Genomic DNA, 20,712 nt, shown 5'->3' with positions numbered 1-20,712 from the left:
TCAGGTCAGGCGGTCAGGTCGGATTCGTGACCGTCTGGTTGACCGCCTTCGGCCCGCGCCGGACGATCACCGCGACGCCACCGATGGTGAGCAGCCCACCGATGCCGAGGTTCACCGTCACCGGATCACCCATCAGCAGCACACCGGAGGCGACACCGAAGACCGGCACCGTCAGCAGATAGGGCATGGTCTGGTTGACGGAATAGCGCCCCAGCAGCGGATACCACAGACCATACGCGATGATGGTGACCGCGACCGCCATATAGACGATGGACGCCCAGCCGACCCATGTGGAATTGGCCAGCGCCGCCAACTGCCCATGCTCCGTCAGCAGCGACAGGCCCAGCAGCTGGGGCATCGCGAACAGCGCCATCCAGCCGTTGACGGCGAAGCCGTTCACCGCGCCGATCAGCTTCATCTGCACGCTCGCCACCGCGAACGCGAAGCTGGCCGCCAGGATCAGCAGCAGCGAATGGAGCGATTCGCCCAGCCGTGGCTCTCCGGCGATCACCGCGACGCCGGCGAAGGCGGCGGCCATGCCGATGGCGCGGCGCCAGCCCAGCTTGTCCTTGAACACCAGCGCCGCCAGCAGGGAGGAGAAGGGCACCTGCACCTGTGCCGCAAGCGAGGCGGTGGCGGCATCGATTCCCTTCAGCCCGCTGAACATCATCGGGAAATGGATGCTGCCCAGCGTCACCGACAGCAGCGCGATCTTCCACAGCTTGTCGCGCGGCACGCGGAAGAAGGGGACGATCAGCACCGCCACCAGGGCGAAGCGCAGGAACATGACGAACAGGGGGGGAAATTCAGCCAGCGCCCATTTCGCCACCACGAAATTCAGCCCCCACAGCGCCATCACCACCAGAGCCTGGAGCGTGTGGGCAAAGCTCATGCCCGCCCGCCTTCCAACTCCTCGCGCATCGCCTCAAGCTCCAGCCAGCGCTCCTCCGCCGCGGCGAGCGCGGCCTGCTTGGCGTGCAGCTGCTCGCTGGTCTTCTGGAACTTGGCAGGATCGCGGCTGAACAGGTCGGGGTCGGCCAGCGCCTTTTCCAGCTTGGCGATCTCTGTGCCCAGCGTGTCCATGCGAGCCGGCAGCTCGTCCAGTTCGCGCTGGTCCTTGTAGCTCAGCTTGCCGCGCGGCTTGGCCGCTGCGGCCGGCGCCTGTGCGGCCGGCTTCGGCTTGGCGGCGGCAGCGGCGGGAGCCGCCTTGGCCGGGCGCTGCACCAGATAGTCGGAATAGCCGCCGGCATATTCGGTGGCGGTGCCGTCGCCCTCCAGCGCGATGGTGCCGGTCACCAGCCGATCGAGGAAATCGCGGTCGTGGCTGACCAGCAGCAGCGTGCCCTGATAGTCGCCCAGCACGTCTTCCAGCAAATCCAGCGTGTCCATGTCGAGGTCGTTGGTCGGCTCGTCGAGGATCATCAGGTTGCTGGGCTTGGCGAATAGCCGGGCCAGCAGCAGCCGGTTGCGCTCGCCGCCCGACAGCGCCTTCACCGGGCTGTCCAGCTGCCTTGTGTCGAACAGGAAGTCCTTCATATAGCCGGCGACATGGCGCGACACGCCGTTCACCACCACCGCGTCGCCGCCGAAGGGGCACAGCACCTTGCGGATGGTGTCCTCCGGATCCAGCCCTTCGCGCCGCTGGTCGAAATAGGCGGTGTCGAGGCTGGTGCCCAGTTTCACCGTGCCCTCGTCCGGATCGAGCTGGCCGGTCAGCATCTTCAGCAGGGTGGATTTGCCGGCGCCATTCGGCCCGATCAGGCCCACGCGGTCGCCGCGCAGGATGCGGGTGGAGAAGTTCCTGACGATCGTCTTGCGGCCCTCGGGCGTGTCGAAGCCCTTGGAGATGCCGGTCGCCTCGATCACCAGCCGGCCGCCACGCTCGGCCTCGGCAATGGCGAGCTTGGCCTGCTGGCCGCCCTTGATCTGCTCGGCCCGGCCGGCGCGCAGGTCCAGCAGGTTGCGGACGCGCCCCATGTTGCGGGTGCGCCGGGCGGAGATGCCCTCGCGCAGCCACTTCATCTCGCTTTCGATCTTGCGGTCCAGCTTGTGGGCCGCGGCCTCCTCCGCCTCGAACACTTCGGCCTGCCAGGTCTCGAACTCGGCGAAGCCGCGGTCGGTGGCGCGCACCGTGCCGCGGTCGAGCCACAGTGTGCGCTTGGCCAGCCGGTTCAGGAAGGCGCGGTCGTGGCTGATCAGCAGCAGACCGCCACGGAAGGCAAGCAGTTCCTCTTCCAGCCACTCGATGGTGGGCAGGTCGAGATGGTTGGTCGGCTCGTCCAGCAGCATGACGTCGGGGTTGCCGACCAGTGTGCGGGCCAGCGCCGTGCGGCGCGATTCGCCGCCCGACAGGGTGCGCGGATCGAGGTTGCCGTCCACTTGCAGCCGGTCGAGCACGGCGTCGACCCGGTGCGCCTCGTCCTGCTCGTCGGCGGGCAGGCCCTGCACGACATAGTCATGGACGGTGGCGCAGCCGGTGAAGTCCGGCTCCTGCGGCAGATAGGCGAGGCGGGCACCCGGCTGGACGAAGACGGTGCCGGCGTCGGGGAGGATCATCCCGGCCAGCACCTTCATCAGCGTCGACTTGCCCGACCCGTTGCGCCCGACCAGACAGGCGCGGTCGCCGCGGCCTATGGACAGGTCGATGCCGTCGAACAGCGGACGGCCGCCGAAGGTGACGGAGACGCCCTGGAGCGCCGTGATGGGTGCGGGAGGAGCCATGGACCGTTCGTGCGCCGGAAAATCGAGGGAAGGGGAGGGTTATAGCGCGCCGCCCCCCTCCACCGCGACCGGGAAAAACGGTTGGGCGGGTTGCGCCCGCCGGAAGGCCCCTTGCGTTCAACCGGCCGCTTGCGGGACGCCGGTCGGCGCCGGCACCTGCTGTTCCTGCATCTTGAAGCCGAAATAGGTGCCGTTGCTGATGCCGGTCAGGGCCAGCAGGTTGGCCGACAGCTCCGGCATGCCCAGGGTGCGTGTGACCTCGTAGAGGAAGGTGATGCCCAACACGCCGGTCCAGGCCAGCAGTTGCAGGCGGTGGATGTTGTAGCCGGCGGCATCGCTCAGCAGGTCGGGCAACAGCCCCTGGGTGGGCGGGTAGACCTCGGCCAGGCTGGCGGCCATCGCCATCTGGTCGGGCGGGTTGGCCGCCGCGGCGGCGATGTAGAGAGCGGCGTGCTGCTGGCGGCGGGTCTGGTCGTCGCTCGGCCGGCGGTCCTGGAAGGCGGCCAGGACTGAGGTGCCGCCGACGATCCCCATCAGCGCCATGGTGCCGCTGGTGATGGTGTCCATCGAGCCGGTGATGGTCAGGATGGCGACGTAGGAGGCGGTGACGATCCCGCTCCACCACAGAAGCTGGAAGCGGGCGAGGCTGTAGGGCGCCCGGTAGTTGGCCGGCATCGGCACGCCGGCGATCGGGGTAATGGCGTCGGTGCGCCCGAAATGGCGGAAAAAGGCGAACAGGAACACGACCGCCACCAGGGTGAACCACAGCGCGGCCAGCCCCAGGTCGCGCTCGCTGGCGCCCTGGATGGAGACCATCTTTGGCGCGGTGGTCATGCCGCCGGTCGGCGGGCCGAAGGCGACCGGCAGGGTCTTGGTCCCGGCAAGGCTGAAGAAGCCGCTGAAGGCGGTCTGCCAGGCGGCGCGCCGTCTTGCCGCATCGTCGCCGTTGCCGGCGATGGAGGTGGAGGCGGTGCCGACCAGTTCGCCCTTGGCGGAGCAGCCGAAGCTGGCGTTCGCCCCCGGAATCGTCTGGCCGTTGGCGACCAGCACCAGCCCTTGCGCATTCAGGGCCGTCGCCTGGGTGGTGCAGTCGGTGCCGGCCGGTGGCGTCCCCAGGTTCAGCGTCAGCGGTTGGCCCAGCATCACTGCGGTGTCGCCGGTCATCATCTGCGCCCCGACTTGCGCCTGTGCGCCGCAACCTGCGGCAAGCGTTGTTCCCAATACCGCAGCGAAGATCGTCCGGATGATCGTGCGTCGCATCGTCCTGTCGCCCCCCCCCCAAAGCACGCGGGCAACCGGCCGCCCGCCCCATCAGGGACGATACGTCAGGAAACGGGATAAACAATACGCCAAAACAATTTCAAATCAGCAAAAGCGGTGACGAATCGCAACAGGTCAGGACAGGGCGGCGGTTCCCTGCCGTTCGCGGCGGATGCGGTCGTAGGCGGCGTTGATCAGTGAGAGTTTGTGGGTTGCCAGATCGATGAATTCCTGCGGCATTCCCTGGGCGATCAACCGGTCGGGGTGGTGTTCACGCACCAGCGCCCGGTGTGCCGCCTTAACCGTGTCGTCACCGGCCTGACGCGGAACGCCCAGCACGGCATAGGGATCGGTCTCCGTCGGGGTGCCGGCCAGATGGTGCCCGGCGACGATGCGACGGAAATCGGCCTCGTCGAAGCCGAAGATCACGGCGACGGCGCGCAGATACTCCACCTCGGTTTCGTGCAGCTCGTCATCGGCCTCGGCGATCATCAGCAGGCTGTCGAGCAGTTCCTCCAGCACCGCATGTCTGTCCTCGAACAGCTTGGCGATCTGGCGGGCATACTCCTCGAATCCACGGGTGTCGCGGCGGGCGAGGTCGAAGACGCGGCCGACATTGTCCAACTCCTCCGGCGGGACGCGGAACAGCCGCTTGAAGGTATCGACCTCCACCCGCTTCACCACGCCGTCGGCCCGCGCCATCTTGGCGGCCAGCGCGATGACGCCGATGGTGAAGGCGACGGACTGCTTGGCGGCGTCGGCGTCGGCGTCGCTCATGCCGCGGCGCGGCTGATCGCCCGCGCCGCAGGGCGACCACAGGTCGACCGCATGCCCGGCCAGACCGCCCAGCAGGGCGCCGAGCGGCCCGCCGGTGAACAGGCCGGCCGCGCCGCCCAGGATCTTGCCCCAAATGCTCATGTCACGCCCTTTTCATCCGCGAGGCCCCCACCCGCGAGTGCAGCATAGCGACCGGGAGGGAGCGGGCCAACTGTGGCGGGGCGGCAACAGGCCAGCATTGTTCGTATCGCGAAGTTCTAATAAGCGCTTGCGAATCCCGCGGGGCACGCCATGTTGCAATGCAACAAAGGGCGCCGGAGAGAGCGCCGACCTTGATAAAGACGGTGGCTGCCGACGGCGCCGCCTGGGTCTGGGGAAAACGTTCTGCATGAATGCGTTTTCGGATTTCGAGAACCGTGAGCAGAGCCATGCCTGTCATCCGCAAGATCATGCCGACCGAGTTGCCCCAGTACCGGGCGCATCTTCTCCGCCTCGACCATGCGGACCGCTATGCCCGTTTCACTGGCACCCTGTCGGACGAGGCGGTGGAGCGTCATTGTGCGGCCATCGACTGGGGCCGGACCGTCATTCTCGGCGCTTTCGAGGATGGGGTGCTGCGTGGCGCCATCGAACTGTGCGGCGACCGCATGCTCTGGCCGGAGCAGGCGGAATTCGGCATCAGCATCGAATCGACATTGCAGGGCAAGGGCGTCGGCAGCACGCTGGTCCGCCGCGTCCTGACCGTCGCCCGCAACCGCGGCATCCGCCACGTCCACATGATGTGCCTGCCCGAGAATATCCGCATGCGCGCGCTGGCCCGCCGGTTCGGCGGCCTGCTGGCGCTGGACGGCGGCGAGATCACCTCGATGTTCGAGCTGCCGCCACCCAACCAGTTCTCGCTCGCGCTGGAAGCGCTGGAGGACGGCACCGGCGCCTTCAACAGCATCCTGTCGGGCAACGCCATCCTGACCCGCCTGTCCACCCAGCAGCAGCGGCTGGCCGCCTGAAGATCGCTTCCGGCGGCATTCGCCGGGCCGGTCGTCGGTGATCCTGTGTTCTTTCCGCCGCGTCCGTCTCTTCTGATGGTGGCTTGCCACTCAAGCTGTTGAAATTCGCTGCCGGATCGCGAAACTCCGGCCCACGCGCGGTGCGGTTGCCGCGCATGGAATTCGGCGGGTGCGACGATGGGTGAGACGGGAAACTCGGCGGTGACCAAAGGAGCGGTGACCGTAGGGGCGGAAGCCAAGCCGGCCCGGTGGCAGTTCTGGGTGGATCGCGGCGGCACCTTCACCGACATCGTCGGCCGCCGACCCGACGGGTCGGTCGCGACCCACAAGCTGCTGTCGGACAATCCGGAGCGTTATGCCGACGCCGCCGTCCAGGGCATCCGCGAGCTGCTCGGCCTGAAGCCCGGCCAGCCGATCCCGCCCGACACGGTCGAGGTGGTGAAGATGGGCACCACCGTCGCCACCAACGCGCTGCTGGAACGCAAGGGCGAGCCGACCGTCCTGCTGATCACCGAAGGGCTGGGCGACCAGCTGCGCATCGGCCATCAGGCCCGCCCGAAGATCTTCGCCCGCCACATCCATCTGCCCGACCAGCTCTATTCCCATGTGGTGGAGGTGCCGGAACGGGTGATGGCCGATGGCCGGGTGCTGAAGCCGGTCGATCTGCATGCCGTCCGCCGCGGACTGGAGGAGGCCTATCGCCAGGGCTTCCGCGCCGCCGCCATCGCGCTGATGCACGGCTATCGCTATCCGGAGCATGAACGGCAGGTCGCCTCGCTGGCCCGCGCCGTCGGCTTCACCCAGGTCTCGGTCAGCCATCTGGTCAGTCCGCTGATGAAGCTGGTCGGCCGCGGCGACACCACGGTGGCCGACGCCTACCTCTCGCCGGTGCTGCGCCGCTATGTCGACCGGGTCGCCAACGACCTCAGCGTCGACGGCACGCCGGTGCCGCTGATGTTCATGCAGTCGAATGGCGGCCTGACCGACGCCCGCCGCTTCCAGGGCAAGGACGCCATCCTGTCCGGTCCGGCCGGCGGCGTGGTGGGTGCGGTGCGCACCGCCGGGATGGCCGGCTTCGACCGGGTCATCGGCTTCGACATGGGCGGGACCTCCACCGACGTGTCGCATTATGCCGGCGAGTATGAGCGCGCCTTCGACGCGGTGGTGGCCGGCGTGCGGGTGCGCGCGCCGATGATGCACATCCACACGGTGGCGGCCGGCGGCGGTTCGCTCTGCGTCTTCGACGGCACCCGCTTCCGCGTCGGGCCGGACAGCGCCGGCGCCAATCCGGGTCCTGCCTGCTACCGCCGCGGCGGGCCGCTGACCGTCACCGACTGCAACGTGATGGTCGGCAAGATCCAGCCGCGCTTCTTCCCGCATGTCTTCGGCCCGAACGGCGACCAGCCGCTGGATGCCGAGGTGGTGAAGGCCCGCTTCACCGAACTGGCCGCCACCGTCAACGCCAAGCTCGGCACGACGATGAGTCCGCAGGAGGTCGCAGAGGGCTTCCTGCGCATCGCCGTCGACAACATGGCGAACGCCATCAAGAAGATTTCCGTCGAGCGCGGTTATGACGTCACCGGCTACACGCTGAACGGCTTCGGCGGGGCGGCGGGCCAGCATGTCTGCGCCGTTGCCGACGCGCTCGGCATGACGCGGGTCTTCCTGCATCCGCAGGCCGGCGTGCTGTCCGCCTATGGCATCGGTCTGGCCGACACCGTCGCCATCCGCGAACGCGCGGTGGAAGGCCCGCTGAGCGATGCCGTGGTCGACCGGCTGACCATGCTGTTCACCGATCTGGAGACCGAGGGGCGGGCGGAGCTGACCCGCCAGGGCGTCGATGCCGGCCGGCAGGCGATCAACCGCCGCGTCCATCTGAAGGCCGCCGGCTCCGACACCACCCTGACCGTCGCCTTCGGCTCGAAGGTGGCGATGACCAAGGCCTTCGAGGAGGCCCACCGCCGCCGCTACGGCTTCCTCACCCCCGGCACCGCGCTGGAGGTGGAATCGGTGACGCTGGAGGCGGTCGGCCTGACCGACGTTCTGGAGGATCCGGAGCTTCCCGCCACCACCGCCGTACTGCCGCGCCGGCTCGCCACCGTCGCCATCCACAGCGCTGGCCAGCGCCGGGAGGCACCGCTCTACGACCGTCGCCAGCTTCAGCCCGGCAACCGCGTCGTCGGCCCGGCGATCCTGGCCGAAGCCGTCTCCACCACCGTGGTCGAGCCCGGCTGGATGGCGGAGGTCACACGCAAGAACCATCTGGTGCTGACCCGGCTGGAACCGGCGACCCAGCGTCAGGCCGCCGGCATCAAGGGCGGGGCGAAGGTCGACCCGGTGATGCTGGAGGTCTTCAACAACCTGTTCATGTCCATCGCCGAACGGATGGGCGTGACGCTGGAGAAGACCGCCCGCTCGGTGAACATCAAGGAGCGTCTCGACTTCTCCTGCGCCCTGTTCGACCGCGAGGGCGGGCTGATCGCCAACGCGCCGCACATGCCGGTCCATCTGGGATCGATGGGCGAGAGCGTGCGCGCCATCATCCAGCGCCGCGGCGGCGCCTTCACCGCCGGCGAGAGCTTCGCGCTGAACGATCCTTATCATGGCGGCACCCATCTGCCCGACATCACCGTGGTCTCGCCGGTGTTCGACGAGGCGGGCAGGGAGCTGCTGTTCTTCGTCGCCTCGCGCGGGCATCACGCCGACGTCGGTGGCATCACCCCCGGCTCGATGCCGCCGGACAGCAAGACCATCGCCGACGAGGGCGTGCTGCTGGACTGCGTGCCGCTGGTCGAGAACGGCCAGTTCCGCGAGGAGGCCATGCTGGAGCTTCTGCGCTCCGGCCCATATCCCGCGCGCAACCCGGCGCAGAACATCGGCGACCTCAAGGCGCAGGTCGCCGCCAACGAGCAGGGCACCCGCGAGTTGCACCGTGTCGTCCGCCTGCACGGCCTGCCCACCGTCACCGCCTATATGCGTCATGTCCAGGACAATGCCGAGGAGCAGGTCCGCCGCGCCATCGGCGTTCTGAGCGACGGAGATTTCGCGGTGACGCTGGACAATGGCGCGGTCATCAAGCTGCGGGTGTCGATCGATCATACCGCGCGCTCGGCGATCGTCGATTTCTCGGGGACCAGTTCGCAGCTGACCAACAACTTCAACGCCCCCTCGGCGGTCTGCCGGGCGGCGGTGCTCTATGTCTTCCGCTGTCTGGTGGATGACGAGATCCCGATGAACGAGGGGTGCCTGCGCCCGATCGAGATCGTTATACCGCCGGGCTCCATGCTGTCGCCCAACCCGCCCGCCGCGGTGGTGGCCGGCAATGTGGAGACCAGCCAGTGCATCGTCGATGCGCTGTTCGGCGCGCTGGGGGTGATGGCCTCGGCCCAGGGGACGATGAACAACACCACCTTCGGCAACGAGTGGCACCAGTATTACGAGACGGTCTGCGGCGGCTCGGGCGCCGGCAACGGCTTCAACGGCACCGACGCGGTGCAGACCCATATGACCAACTCGCGCCTGACCGACCCGGAGGTGCTGGAATGGCGCTTCCCGGTGTTGGTGGAGAGCTTCCGCATCCGCCGCGGCTCCGGCGGGGCAGGGCGCTGGCGTGGTGGCGACGGGGTCATCCGCCGCCTGCGCTTCCTGGAGCCGATGACCGCCGCCATCCTCGCCAACCACCGCAAGGTCGCTCCCTTCGGCCTGAAGGGCGGCGCCGATGGTGCCGTCGGCCGGAGCTGGGTCCAGCGCACCGACGGCAGCGTGCAGGAACTGGCCTCTCAGGACAGCACCGCTATGCGTCCGGGCGACGCCCTGGTGGTCGAGACGCCCGGCGGCGGCGGGTTCGGGGCGGTGGGGTAAGGGGAGGTTTTTTTTGGGGGGCGTTTGCCCCCACCCCGACCCTCACTCCGCCCGATGCGGCGCCACGATGCCGAAGCGGTGCATCTGCCGATGGACGGTCGAGCGGTCGACTCCCATCGCGCGCGCCGTCGCCGACACGTTCCAATGGTGCCGCCGCAGCGTCTCGCGCAGCCGGGCTGCCGGGTCCTCGTCCGCCACCGTCTGCACTGCCTCTTGCGGCCAAGCCTGGAACAGGCCGCTGTGCTGCACCGGCTCCGGCAGGTCGGCGAGGTCGATCAGCCCGCCGTCGCTGACCGCGCAGGCATAATCCAGCGCGTTCACGAGCTCCCGTACATTGCCCGGCCAGCCGTGCCCACGCAGCGCCGCCAGCGCCGCCGGGGTCAGTCGGTAGCCGACGCCGTCACGCTCTGCCCGTTCGGCCAGCAGCCGTTCGATCAGCCAGTCCAGGTCGCCGCGCTGGCGCAGGGGCGGCACGGTGAACACCGCGCCGTTGAGACGAAAGTACAAGTCGTCGCGGAACCTGCCGGCCTTGACCAAATCGACAAGATCGCGGTGGGTGGCGCCGATGACCCGGACGTCCACCGACACTGCCCTGGTCCGGCCGATCGGCGTCACCTCCCGCTCGGCCAGCACGCGCAGCAGGCGGGTCTGCGACGACAGCGGCATGTCGCCGATTTCGTCGAGGAACAGGGTGCCGCCGTCGGCTTCCAGGATCAGCCCCTTCTTGCCCCGCGCCGTCGCCCCGGTGAAGGAGCCGGGCTCGTAGCCGAACAGCTCGCTTTCGATCAGGTTCTCCGGCAGGGCGGCGCAGTTGACGGCGACGAAGGGCTTGTTGCGGCGGACGCTGGCCCGGTGCAGGGCCTTGGCCAGATGTTCCTTGCCGGTGCCGGTCTCGCCATGGATCAGCAGGCTCATGCGGGTGTTCACCAGCTTTGCCGCCCGCGTCAGCACCGCCTTAAGCGCCGGATCGCCGCCGGAGACCACCCGCAACGGTTCCGGCAGCGGGTCGCCGGCGTGATCCGGCGCATGGCTGCGCGGCAGCGACACGGCGGGCGGCGGCATCGCCTGGGCGAACAGCGGCAGGCCGGTGCGGCGCAGGCGCAGCGTGCGCTGTTCGGTCGGCAGTGAGCGGACGAAATGGACCAGATCATCCACCTCGCAATCGAACAACTCGGCGAAGGACCGGCCGAGTGGCGATACCCCGTCCTCCGCCAGCAGATCATGGGCCCGGTGGTTGAAACCGACCACCCGGCCGCTGCCGTCCAGCGCCAGCACGAAGTCGGGATCGACCTCCGCGAACTCCTGCGATGCGGACAGCTTCACCACCCAGTCGCGACGGAAATTGTTGTAGAGGTTGGCAGTTTCGATCTTGTGGACATAGGCGCGCACCATCTGCAGCGCCAGATACTGGCTGATCTTCGGTTCCGGCGAATGGAGGGCGGAGATGTCCAGCACGGCCGCCAGCTCGCCACCACTGTCGAAGACCGGTGCGGCGGTGCAGGTCAGCGGAATGTGGGTGGAGTCGAAATGGTCGGTCTGGTGGACGGTCAGCGCTTGGGCGGTGGCGATGCAGGTGCCGACCGCGCAGGTGCCGGCATGCCCCTCGTTCCAGTCCGCCCCCAGATACAGGCCGGCGCGGCGCAGATGGTTGTCGAAGGTCGGGTCGCCGATGAAGTCCACCGTGACGCCATTGCTGTCGGTCAGCAACAGGACATAGCCCATGCCGGCGACCTGCCGGTAAAGCGCCTCCAGCCCGAAGCGGGCCATGCGCAGGAACTCGTCCATCGCGTCGCGATGCTCGCGCAGCCGCTCCTGCGGCAGGATGTGGGCTTCGCGCCCGACGGTGGGATCCAGCTTGTGGTCGGCGACGCAGCGGCGCCAGGAGTTTTCGATGATCGGATCGCGGGTGGACCGTACTCCGGCGGAGACCCGGCCAGTGGAGACCCGGACGAGTTCATCGATGTGGGCCGCGCGCGCGCTGTCCATGGTCGTGCCTCCCGTATGGATCGTCCGCTTGTTCCGCGAACATATTGAATGGGACAGTACCAACCGGCCGACCCTGTAAGCAACATGTGCAAAAGCATGACATCGGCCACGCGGCGCATGGATCGGTCCGACATCGAGCATATTTGCGTATGACACATCGGAATTTCGTTATCGGCCGGCGACATGATGTTAAGGAGATTTGCACACGTCCGGCTTCATGCTCCATAAACGGGCAGGGATCGCCGGGAGCTTTCGATTTGCGGATTCTGATCGTCGACGATTCACCACGTCACCTGACCATGATGGTGTATGAGCTGAACAAGCTCGGTTACGCCACCTGTGTGGTTCACAGCGGGGCCGCCGCCATCGAAGCTGTCGCAGGTGAGCGGTTCGACGTGGTGATGGCCGACATCCGTCTGGCCGACATGACGGGGCTGGAACTGTGCTGGCACCTGCGCACCGCCCAGGGGCTCCGCCATCTCTATCTGATCCTGATGATCCCCGGCAGCATGACCGACCAGTTCCACGAGTTGGTCGAGGCGGGCGCCGATGAGTTTCTACGCAAGCCGCTGGACTGGAAATGGACGGCGGCGCGGTTGCTGGCGGCCTCGCGCGTTGTGGCGATGCAGCGCGACCTGGAGCGGCTGGCGACCACCGACGCCCTGACCGGCGCCATGAACCGCCGCCGTTTCCTGGAAAGGGGGGCTGAAGAGTTCACCCGCTCGCGACGATACCAGCGTCCGCTGTCGGTGGTGATGCTGGACATCGACCATTTCAAGCGGGTCAACGACAGCCACGGCCATGCCACCGGTGACGAGGCGATCCGCACGACGGTGCGCGCCTGCAAGGAGACGCTGCGATCCTGCGACCTGATCGGCCGGCTGGGCGGCGAGGAGTTCGCCGTGGTGATGCCGGAGACCCCGCCAGTGAACGCCTTTGCCGCCGCCCAGCGCCTGCGTCAGGCGATCGCCGCGAAGCCGGTGAAGCGTGAGGACGGAGGTGAATTGCACCTGACGGTCAGCCTGGGCCTGAGTTGGCTGACCGGCACCGACAGCGGCATCGAACCGATGCTGGCCCGCGCCGATGCCGCGCTCTACCGCGCCAAGAACGCCGGCCGCAACCGGGTGGAGGTCGAACCGCAGATCGCGCTGCCCAAGTCGATGCAGGGGTAGGGCACCACCGGCTTTTGCAGCCGCTGAAGCACATGTTGAACCATGGTCGGCGCCGGGTCGATCTGACACCATGAAAAGAAAACCCCCTGACTTCCTTTCGGAAATCAGGGGGGTTTCCATGATGGTAGCAGCGGAGGGATTTGAACCCCCGACCAAGGGATTATGATTCCCCTGCTCTACCACTGAGCTACGCTGCCATCGTGTTCGCCGTTATTGGCGTTTCCGCCGCCGTGGCTACCATCGTGTCCCGTCGTTGCCGCCGGGAGCCGCTATATAGGATAGGGCGACTTGGGCTGTCAACGCGGAATTTTCGGGGGGTGCGATTTTTTTCGGCCGACCAGCGGAAACTCGCATAACCCCCTGATTCAGGCCGTCGTTTCACCTGCCTCCATGGCCCTGGCGGCACCCTCGGCCACGCCGCCGGCGGTGCTGGAAATCCAACCGCCGCCCAGCACACGGTCGCCTTGATAGACGACGCAGGCCTGGCCGGGCGCGATGCCGTGCTGGGCCTCCAGAAGCTCCACCTGGGCGGTGCCGTCCGGACCGGCGCGCCACAGGGCAGGGGCCGCCGGCTGGGCGGAGCGGAGCTTCACAGAAACCTCGATGCCGGCTCCCTCGGCCAGATCGGGACCCAACCAGTTCACGTCGCGCACCATCACCAGCGAACGGGCAAGATCGCGGCGCGGGCCGACCACGACGCGGCGGCGGGCGGGTTCCAGGCGGACGACGTAGAGCGCCTCCTCCTCCTGGCCGCGAATGCCGCCGATGCCCAGCCCCTTGCGCTGGCCCACCGTGTAATGGACGACGCCCTTGTGGCGGCCCAGGACGCGGCCGTCGACATGGACGATGTCGCCGGGCTCGACGGAGCCGGGGCGCAGCTTCGCCACCACCTCTGCGTAATTGCCGTTGGGGACGAAGCAGATGTCCTGGCTGTCGGGTTTTGCGGCCACCTCCAGCCCGTGGCGCTCGGCCAGGGCGCGGGTCTCCGGCTTGGTCAGGCCGCCGAGCGGGAAGCGCAGGAACTCCAGCTGCTCGCGCGTGGTGGCGAACAGGAAATAGCTCTGGTCCTTGGCGGGATCGACGGCGCGATGCAGTTCCGCCCCCTGCGGACCGGCGATGCGGCGGACGTAATGGCCGGTGGCGAGCGCGTCGGCGCCAAGGTCGCGAGCGGTGTTCAGCAGGTCGCGGAACTTGACGCGCTGGTTGCAGCGCACGCAGGGGATCGGCGTCTCGCCGCGCAGGTAGCTGTCGGCGAAATCATCCATCACGTCCTGGCTGAAGCGGCCTTCGTAATCGAGGACGTAATGCGGGATGCCGATGCGGTCGGCGACCTGACGGGCGTCGTAGATGTCCTGGCCGGCACAGCAGGCGCCCGGCTTCTGCAGGGCGAGGCCGTGGTCGTAAAGCTGCAGCGTGATGCCGACGACGTCATACCCCTCCTCCCGCAGCACCGCTGCGGTGACGGAGGAATCCACCCCGCCGGACATCGCGACGACGACGCGGGTGTCCTGGGGGCGCTTTGAAAGACCGAGGGAGTTCATGGCGCCCTATATAAGGCGGGCAGGCGCCCGGAAAAGACAGGAAATGGGCCGCCGGGCATCACGTCGGCGCGACGTCGTCCCGGCGGCCGGAACAGGGGTCCCCCGGACCGTCACTTCATCGCGTTGTTGCTGCCGCCCGGCAGGCGGACGACCAGACCGTCCAGCTCTTCGGTCATGATGATCTGGCAGCCCAGGCGCGAGGTCTTGGTCAGGCCGAAAGCGAGGTCCAGCATGTCCTCCTCGTCCTCCTGCGCGTCCGGCAGGACGTCGAACCACTCCGGCTCGATCACGACATGGCAGGTGGAGCAGGCCAGCGAGCCCTCGCAGGCGCCTTCCAGATCCAGGCTGTTCTTGTGCGCGATCTCCAGCACGGACAGGCCGAGCGGGGCGTCCACCTCGCGGCGGGTGCCGTCGGTCTCGATGAAGGTCATCTTGGGCATGGGGTCCTCATTCCTTTAAGGTTGCCTAGCTTGGTTGTAGGGATGTGTTTGCAAGGGAAAGAAGAAGGGTTCAGGGCCGTGGCGTCGTCCGGGCGGCGCGGCGGCCGCGGACCTCGGCGGCCAGCGCCTCCAGCCGTTCCAGCCGGGCAAGGATGCGGGCGGCACCGTCGGCGGCCGACGGGCTGTCGGGGCTGGCGGCGGTTTGCGCCTTGCGGAAGGCCGGGGTGAGATACTTGATGCAAGCCTCGACCCGCTGGCTGAGGTCCAGCCCGATGCGGTCCAGTTCCAGCACGTCGTCGGCGCGTGCCAGCCGCGTTGCGAGATCGTCGATCTCCTCGTCGCCGTCCTCGTCGCCGACCGCCGGCGTGCCGCCCAGCAGGGCCAGCAGCGCATGGGCACGGCGGATCGGATCGCGCAGCACCTCGAAGGCGTCGCGCAGGGCCTCGACCTGGGCCTTGGCGTTGGCCTGCTGGCGCGGACCGCGGGCGGCGAAGCGCTCCGGGTCCATGGCGCGGGTGAAGCCGGCATGCTGCTTCGACAACTGCTCCAGATCGATGTCGAAGCGGCGTTCCAGCCCCAGCCGGGTGAAGGGGTCGAGCGGCCGCGGCGGCTGTGCCGCGCCACAGGCGTGGCAGAACAGGGCGCGCGGCGCCACCGAGCGGCCGCAGGTGCCGCAGGGCTCCAGATCGCCGGCGATGGCGCCGGAAATGCCGCCGCCGCTGTTGCCGGGCGGCCCGGATTTGGAACGGGTCATGCGCGCAGTCCGTCAAAACGCCGAAAATCTCGGCCGATGGGATGGTTTACCCGATATGTGGCCACCACTGCCATCCGCGGGGTCATACCGATAAGCCGCAGCGTGCGCAATGCGCGAATGCAGGCTTTCCGGGCAGGGGACAGTTGGTCGCGCGGGCATGGCGGGCGGGCATGGCGGGCGGGATCGTCAGCCATCCGCGGGTGTGCTTCGCCGAGCCATCGCTGTCCAGGCGGTCAGGAAGCGGTCCACTGCCTCGTCGTCACTGATCCAGCCCAGGCTGACCCGGATGGCGCTGGCGGCCGACCGGTCGTCCTCGCCCATCGCCGCCAGAACATGGGACGGCTTCACCTTGCCGCTGGAGCAGGCCGACCCGGCGCTGACCGCCACGCCGGCAAGATCCAGCGTCATCACCTGGGTCTCGCCGGGCAGGCCGGGCAGCATCAGGCAGCTGGTGTTGGCGACCCGTGCGGCACCAGCCCCCATAACGCGGGCGCGCGGGATGGCGGCCAGCGCCTCGCGTTCCAGCCGGTCGCGCAAGGCGGCGAGATCGGCGGCGTCAGCCAGCCCATCGCAGGCCAGCCGCGCAGCGGTGCCGAAACCGACGATGCCCAGCAGATTCTCCGTGCCGGCACGCTTGCGCCGTTCCTGTCCGCCGCCGCGGATCAGCGTCTCGGGCTCCAGCCCTTCGGCCAGGATCAGGGCGCCGACGCCGGTCGGGCCGCCCAGCTTGTGGGCCGACAGCGTCATCAGGTCGACGCCGAGATCGGACAACGACAGCGGCAGCCGTCCGGCCGCCTGCACCGCGTCGCAATGGAGCAGGGCGGCATGGGCACGGGCGATGCGGGCGGCGTCGGCAACCGGCTGGATCACCCCGGTCTCGTTGTTCACCAGCATCAGCGAGACCAATGGAGGCGCGTCCGAACCGGCAAGCCGGCGCTCCAGATCGTCCAGGTCGGCAACGCCGTCGCGGCTGACGCCGAAGCGGTCCGCGTCAGGCCGGGCGGCCAGCACCGACTCATGCTCGATGGCGGAGGTCAGCAGGCGGCGGCCGGGAAAGCCGCGGAGCGCGAAGTTGTTGGCCTCCGTCCCGCTGCCGGTGAACAGCACCTGGGCCGGCTTCACCCCCACCAGCGACGCCACGGCGGCGCGCGCCTCCTCGACCGCCCGGCGGGCGCTGCGGCCGAAGGCGTGGACGGAGGAGGGGTTGCCGACCAGGTCCATCGCCTGACCCATCGCCGCCTTGACCTCCGGTTTCAACGGAGCTGTGGCGTTGTGGTCCAGATAGACGCCGGTCCGCCGGAACGAAGGGACGAATGGGGCAATGGGCGGTGTGGTCACTTTTCAGGCACGCTCAACATGGAAGGCCGATCTCGCGCCGCGGCATCTCTCGGTCGCCTCACTCGGCGGCGGCGACGGCGGTGTTGTCGGCGGTCGGGGCCGGGCGCAGCAGGTTCAGTCCGCTGGTGCCGATGATCCGCCGTTCCACCACGTCGGCCACGGTGACCGAGCTGAGATACATATGGATCTGGTTGCCCAGCTCTTCCCACAGGTCGTGGGTCAGGCAGCGCGAGCGGTTGGTGCGGCAGCCCTGCGGCGTGCCGTTGGCGCAGCGGGTCGTGCGGATCGGCTCGTCCACCGCCAGGATGATGTCGGACACGCGGGTGGCGTCGGCCGGATGGGCCAGCAGATAGCCGCCACCGGGGCCGCGCACGCTCTTGACCAGCCCGCCCTTGCGCAGCTTGGCGAACAGCTGTTCCAGATAGGACAGGGAAATCTCCTGCCGCTCCGCGATGTCGGCCAGCGCGACGGGGCTGCCCTGGCTGGTGGCGGCCAGATCGACCATCGCCATCACGGCATAGCGTCCCTTGGTGCTGAGTCTCATCGCGATTCTCCTTGCGCTTCGTGCATCCCGACGTGGGAGGCCACCGTCTCTAGCGGTGCGGGTGTTGAACGGGGGAGGCTGGCGGCGGGGCGGTCCGCCTCCAACTCATCGACACGGGTTTGCAGCGCGGTCACCTGATCGAGCAGGCCGGTCAGCGCGCGGGCCACCGGGTCGGGAATGTCACCGCAGGGGGTGCCGTAGGGCATGAATTTGCGGGTTTCGGCGCGGTCGCGCGCCACCACCGGCTTTGCCGGGATGCCGACCACCGCGGTGTCGGCCGGCACGTCTGCCACCACAACCGCATTGGCGCCGATGCGGGCGCCGCGGCCGATGGTGATGGCACCCAGGATCTTGGCGCCGGCTCCGACGATGACGCCATCGCCCAGTGTCGGGTGGCGTTTGCCGGGATTGAGCGAGGTGCCGCCCAGCGTCACCCCGTGATAGAGCATCACGTCGTCGCCGATCTCGGCCGTCTCGCCGATCACGACACCCATGCCGTGGTCGATGAAGAAGCGGCGGCCGATCGTGGCGCCGGGATGGATTTCAATGCCCGTCAGCGAGCGGGCGATCTGCGAGATCAGACGGGCGGTGGTGTGCCAGCCGGCGTCACGGGCGCGCCGGGCGATGCGGTGAAGTACGATCGCGTGCAGGCCCGGGTAGCACAGCGCCACCTCCAGCCGGGATCGCGCGGCGGGGTCGCGCGCCATGATCCCATCGATCTCTTCGCGAAGATGCTTGAACACGCCATCACCCGCCGTGGTATAGTCCGCCGCTCTCATCGGCCGCCCGAGCCCGGTTTCGGCCTGTCGGACCCTTGCGGTTCAGGACCTTCCGGTTCGGACCCTCGACGGTTCCGGCCGGCAGGGACCCGGACTTATCGATCGGTCCGGCTAACGCTGGGGCCGATCGGGCGGGTCAGGCGGGTTGTCCCGGAGGACGTTACGACGCATATATGATGACCAAGCAAAACGGTCAAGAATTGTGTGCGGAAAACCCCACTCCAAGACGGGAAAATCCGTGACGGGCCGGACGGCCTGTGCGCCGGGGCGGTTTGCCGGATGAAAATCCGGCCGGTCGTCGCGGTGGTTCCAACAACCCTTTGTCCGCGTCAGGAACGTCGTTCCCATGCCTGAAGTGCTCTTCAACGGTCCCGCCGGTCGCCTGGAAGGCCGTTACACCCACGGCAAGCAGCCGAATGCCCCGGTCGCGCTGCTGTTGCACCCGCACCCGCAGCACAATGGGACGATGAACAACAAGGTGGTCTTCACCCTGTTCCAGTCCTTCACCAAGCGCGGCTATTCGGCGCTCCGCTTCAATTTCCGCGGCGTTGGGCGCAGCCAGGGCACGTATGACAAGGGGGAGGGCGAACTGGCCGACGCGGCGGCCGCGCTCGACTGGCTGCAGACCTACAACCCCAACGCTCCGCTGTGCTGGATCGGCGGCGTCTCGTTCGGCGCCTGGATCGGCATGCAGCTTCTGATGCGGCGTCCCGAGATCGACGGCTTCGTCTCGGTCTCGCCGCCGGCCAACCTGTTCGACTTCTCGTTCCTGGCGCCGTGCCCGTCCTCGGGCCTTATTATCCATGGCGACAAGGACGAGGTGGTGCCCCAAGCCGCGGTCACTAAGCTGGTGACCAAGCTGTCGCACCAGAAGGACATCCGCATCGATCACCGCGTCGTCCCGGGCGCCAGCCATTTCTTCGTCAACCGCACCGACGATCTGGCGACGCAGGTTGACGATTATCTGGACAAGGCGCTGGGCAACCCCATCGCGGCGGTGGCCGAGTAAGCAGGATTAAGTCAGGGAGAGCGGGGGAGGGGGCAATCGGCCCGGACCTCCCCATCCCTCATTGCTCGCAGCCCAGAACCCACACGTCGTAGATCGGGTTCTCCATCGCCGACAGGGCGGGGCTGGAGGCGAACATCCAGCCGCTGAAAACCTGTTCCGCCTGCTCGCCGGGCTTGATCTCGGTCACTTCCAGGAAGGCGGCCGATTCCGGCGTCTCGATCGGCGGATTCTCGCGGCAGGCGCGCAGCGTGATGCGCAGGCTGCTCATCGCCTTGGTCTCTCCGACCTTCATGGTGAAGGTGGAGGTGCGGGCGGTCACCTTGTCCAGCCACTGCAGCTTGGCCGCCGGCCGTTCGATCATCTGGCTCGGCACCGGGGCGGCCTGGACGGCGACGGATGCCAACAGGGCCGCGGCACCCAGCAGGCCAGCCGCCGGCCGGAGAATGGTCGAAAGTCTCGTCACGTCGGATCGCTTCCGTAATTGCGGACGGCGCCCGGCGGCAGAGCCCAGCCGGTCGGCGGGGCCCTTGCCGGGGCGCTCCGCCTTCTATCCCGGAAGCGGGGTCAGCGTCCAGTGGCGGGGGACGCCGGGGTGTGTTGTGTGAATGCCGTGAGTCAGCGTGTGACGGTGCTGCGCGACGCCGGCGCGCTGTAGGTCGCGCCGGAACCGACTTGCGTGTCGTTGCGCTCTTCGATCTTCTGGGTCGCCGCACCGGCGCCGGCACCCGCGGCAGATCCGACGACGGCACCCACCGGTCCGCCGACGACCGCACCGGCCGCGGCGCCGCCAAGTCCGCCGGTGGCCGATTTCTCCTCCATGTCGGCGCCGCAGGCGGCAGTGGCCAGGGCGAGACCGAACACGGCCAGATTGGGCAGACGCATCGCGTTCCTCCTGCTTCGTGATCCGGTGGAAATCGTCATCCGGACTGGAGAAGGAACGCTTGAGCGTGACCGTCGGTTCCGGCCACGCCCGGGGTTCGAGGCTGGGTTCGAGGCTGGAACTGGGTGATTAGAGCTTGGGAGGCTGGGCAGGCGCTTGTCCCTGCTGGCCGTTGGCCTGATCGCCCGACTTGCTCATGCTCTGCAGCGAGAAGATGACCTGACCCAGCAGCTGCTCCAGGCCCGGCGTGCTCTGGGTGAACTCGATCTTGCCGTTCGGCTTGATGGCGTCGGGGTCGCCGCCCGGCTCCAGCGACAGGAACTTGCCGCCAAGCAGGCTTTCCGAGGCGATCACCGCTGCGGTGTCCTTGGGCAGCTTCACCGAATTGTCGACCGACAGATGGACCACCGCCTGATAGCTGGTGGGGTCGAGCGTCAGCGCGGTGACCGTGCCGACCTTCACGCCGCTGATGCGCACGTCGGCGCCGCTCTGCAGGCCGGTGATGCTGTTGAAGTTGGCGGTGACGTCATAGCCCTGCACCTTGCGCAGATCCGCACTTTTGTAGGCGAAGGCAAGGAACACGGCGGCCACGGCGAGCACGACGCCGCCAAGCACGGTTTCGATCACATTCCGGCGCATTGAG

At 68.2% G+C, this 20,712-nt stretch carries 18 protein-coding genes and 1 tRNA gene; 4 read left to right on the top strand and 15 right to left on the bottom strand.

The window, feature by feature from the left end:
* Positions 1 to 13 precede the first annotated feature (13 nt).
* The 4 genes from E6C72_RS00300 to E6C72_RS00285 form a co-directional block, all read right to left on the bottom strand.
* The gene (locus E6C72_RS00300; RefSeq protein WP_109086210.1) at positions 14 to 892 is read right to left on the bottom strand and encodes a DMT family transporter; all 879 of its coding nucleotides are present in this window, start codon (positions 890 to 892) and stop codon (positions 14 to 16) included.
* Entirely contained in the window at positions 889 to 2,721 is a 1,833-nt protein-coding gene (locus E6C72_RS00295; protein ID WP_109086209.1) for an ATP-binding cassette domain-containing protein, read from the bottom strand. Before E6C72_RS00295 ends, E6C72_RS00300 begins: the two co-directional genes overlap by 4 nt.
* Positions 2,722 to 2,838: 117 nt before the next feature.
* Positions 2,839 to 3,981: a hypothetical protein gene (locus E6C72_RS00290; RefSeq protein ID WP_109086208.1), complete on the bottom strand. Its 1,143-nt coding sequence runs from the start codon at positions 3,979 to 3,981 to the stop codon at positions 2,839 to 2,841.
* 135 nt (positions 3,982 to 4,116) lie between these two features.
* Positions 4,117 to 4,899, bottom strand: a complete 783-nt coding sequence (locus E6C72_RS00285) for a TerB family tellurite resistance protein (RefSeq protein WP_109086207.1) — start codon at positions 4,897 to 4,899, stop codon at positions 4,117 to 4,119.
* 287 nt (positions 4,900 to 5,186) lie between these two features.
* Here E6C72_RS00285 and E6C72_RS00280 point away from each other — a divergent pair, with 287 nt between their 5' ends.
* Positions 5,187 to 5,765, top strand: a complete 579-nt coding sequence (locus E6C72_RS00280; protein WP_109086206.1) for a GNAT family N-acetyltransferase — start codon at positions 5,187 to 5,189, stop codon at positions 5,763 to 5,765.
* Positions 5,766 to 5,942: 177 nt separating this feature from the next.
* Positions 5,943 to 9,626, top strand: a complete 3,684-nt coding sequence (locus E6C72_RS00275) for a hydantoinase B/oxoprolinase family protein (protein WP_109086205.1) — start codon at positions 5,943 to 5,945, stop codon at positions 9,624 to 9,626.
* Between the two features lie 42 nt (positions 9,627 to 9,668).
* Here the strand turns inward: E6C72_RS00275 and E6C72_RS00270 are convergent, their stop codons facing one another.
* Positions 9,669 to 11,612 (bottom strand): sigma-54-dependent Fis family transcriptional regulator, encoded by a 1,944-nt coding sequence (locus tag E6C72_RS00270; protein ID WP_109086204.1) that lies wholly within the window; start codon positions 11,610 to 11,612, stop codon positions 9,669 to 9,671.
* Between the two features lie 257 nt (positions 11,613 to 11,869).
* Here E6C72_RS00270 and E6C72_RS00265 point away from each other — a divergent pair, with 257 nt between their 5' ends.
* Positions 11,870 to 12,784 (top strand): diguanylate cyclase, encoded by a 915-nt coding sequence (locus E6C72_RS00265; RefSeq protein WP_109086203.1) that lies wholly within the window; start codon positions 11,870 to 11,872, stop codon positions 12,782 to 12,784.
* Positions 12,785 to 12,906: 122 nt separating this feature from the next.
* Here E6C72_RS00265 and E6C72_RS00260 read toward each other — a convergent pair.
* From E6C72_RS00260 to cysE, 7 genes are all read right to left on the bottom strand, one after another.
* Positions 12,907 to 12,981, bottom strand: a tRNA-Met gene (locus E6C72_RS00260).
* Positions 12,982 to 13,149: 168 nt separating this feature from the next.
* Positions 13,150 to 14,325, bottom strand: coding sequence for a tRNA 2-thiouridine(34) synthase MnmA (gene mnmA / locus E6C72_RS00255; protein ID WP_109086202.1), 1,176 nt, complete (start codon positions 14,323 to 14,325; stop codon positions 13,150 to 13,152).
* 110 nt (positions 14,326 to 14,435) lie between these two features.
* Positions 14,436 to 14,765: a ferredoxin family 2Fe-2S iron-sulfur cluster binding protein gene (locus E6C72_RS00250; protein ID WP_109086201.1), complete on the bottom strand. Its 330-nt coding sequence runs from the start codon at positions 14,763 to 14,765 to the stop codon at positions 14,436 to 14,438.
* Between the two features lie 70 nt (positions 14,766 to 14,835).
* Positions 14,836 to 15,519, bottom strand: coding sequence for a molecular chaperone DnaJ (locus tag E6C72_RS00245; protein WP_109086200.1), 684 nt, complete (start codon positions 15,517 to 15,519; stop codon positions 14,836 to 14,838).
* Positions 15,520 to 15,705: 186 nt separating this feature from the next.
* Positions 15,706 to 16,857 (bottom strand): cysteine desulfurase family protein, encoded by a 1,152-nt coding sequence (locus E6C72_RS00240; protein WP_109086199.1) that lies wholly within the window; start codon positions 16,855 to 16,857, stop codon positions 15,706 to 15,708.
* A gap of 58 nt (positions 16,858 to 16,915) precedes the next feature.
* The gene (locus E6C72_RS00235) at positions 16,916 to 17,401 is read right to left on the bottom strand and encodes an Rrf2 family transcriptional regulator (protein ID WP_109086198.1); all 486 of its coding nucleotides are present in this window, start codon (positions 17,399 to 17,401) and stop codon (positions 16,916 to 16,918) included.
* Complete coding sequence (cysE, locus tag E6C72_RS00230) at positions 17,398 to 18,180, bottom strand: serine O-acetyltransferase (protein ID WP_109086197.1); 783 nt, start codon at positions 18,178 to 18,180, stop codon at positions 17,398 to 17,400. The genes E6C72_RS00235 and cysE overlap by 4 nt, the downstream gene beginning before the upstream one ends.
* A 346-nt stretch (positions 18,181 to 18,526) precedes the next feature.
* On the opposite strand from cysE, the gene E6C72_RS00225 reads away from it, so the two are divergent.
* A complete protein-coding gene (locus E6C72_RS00225; protein ID WP_085089866.1) occupies positions 18,527 to 19,189 on the top strand; it encodes an alpha/beta hydrolase in 663 nt (220 codons plus the stop codon).
* A gap of 58 nt (positions 19,190 to 19,247) precedes the next feature.
* On the opposite strand, the gene E6C72_RS00220 is transcribed toward E6C72_RS00225, so the two are convergent.
* The 3 genes from E6C72_RS00220 to mlaD form a co-directional block, all read right to left on the bottom strand.
* Positions 19,248 to 19,652, bottom strand: coding sequence for a DUF2155 domain-containing protein (locus E6C72_RS00220; protein ID WP_247875748.1), 405 nt, complete (start codon positions 19,650 to 19,652; stop codon positions 19,248 to 19,250).
* Between the two features lie 152 nt (positions 19,653 to 19,804).
* Complete coding sequence (locus E6C72_RS00215; protein ID WP_109086196.1) at positions 19,805 to 20,071, bottom strand: hypothetical protein; 267 nt, start codon at positions 20,069 to 20,071, stop codon at positions 19,805 to 19,807.
* Positions 20,072 to 20,198: 127 nt separating this feature from the next.
* Entirely contained in the window at positions 20,199 to 20,708 is a 510-nt protein-coding gene (gene mlaD / locus E6C72_RS00210; RefSeq protein ID WP_109086195.1) for an outer membrane lipid asymmetry maintenance protein MlaD, read from the bottom strand.
* Between the last annotated feature and the right edge of the window lie 4 nt (positions 20,709 to 20,712).

It is taken from the genome of Azospirillum sp. TSH100, assembly GCF_004923295.1.
Taxonomy (GTDB): Bacteria; Pseudomonadota; Alphaproteobacteria; order Azospirillales; family Azospirillaceae; genus Azospirillum.
Note: the sequence above shows the minus strand (reverse complement) of the source record. Positions and strands in the feature narration are given on the sequence as shown.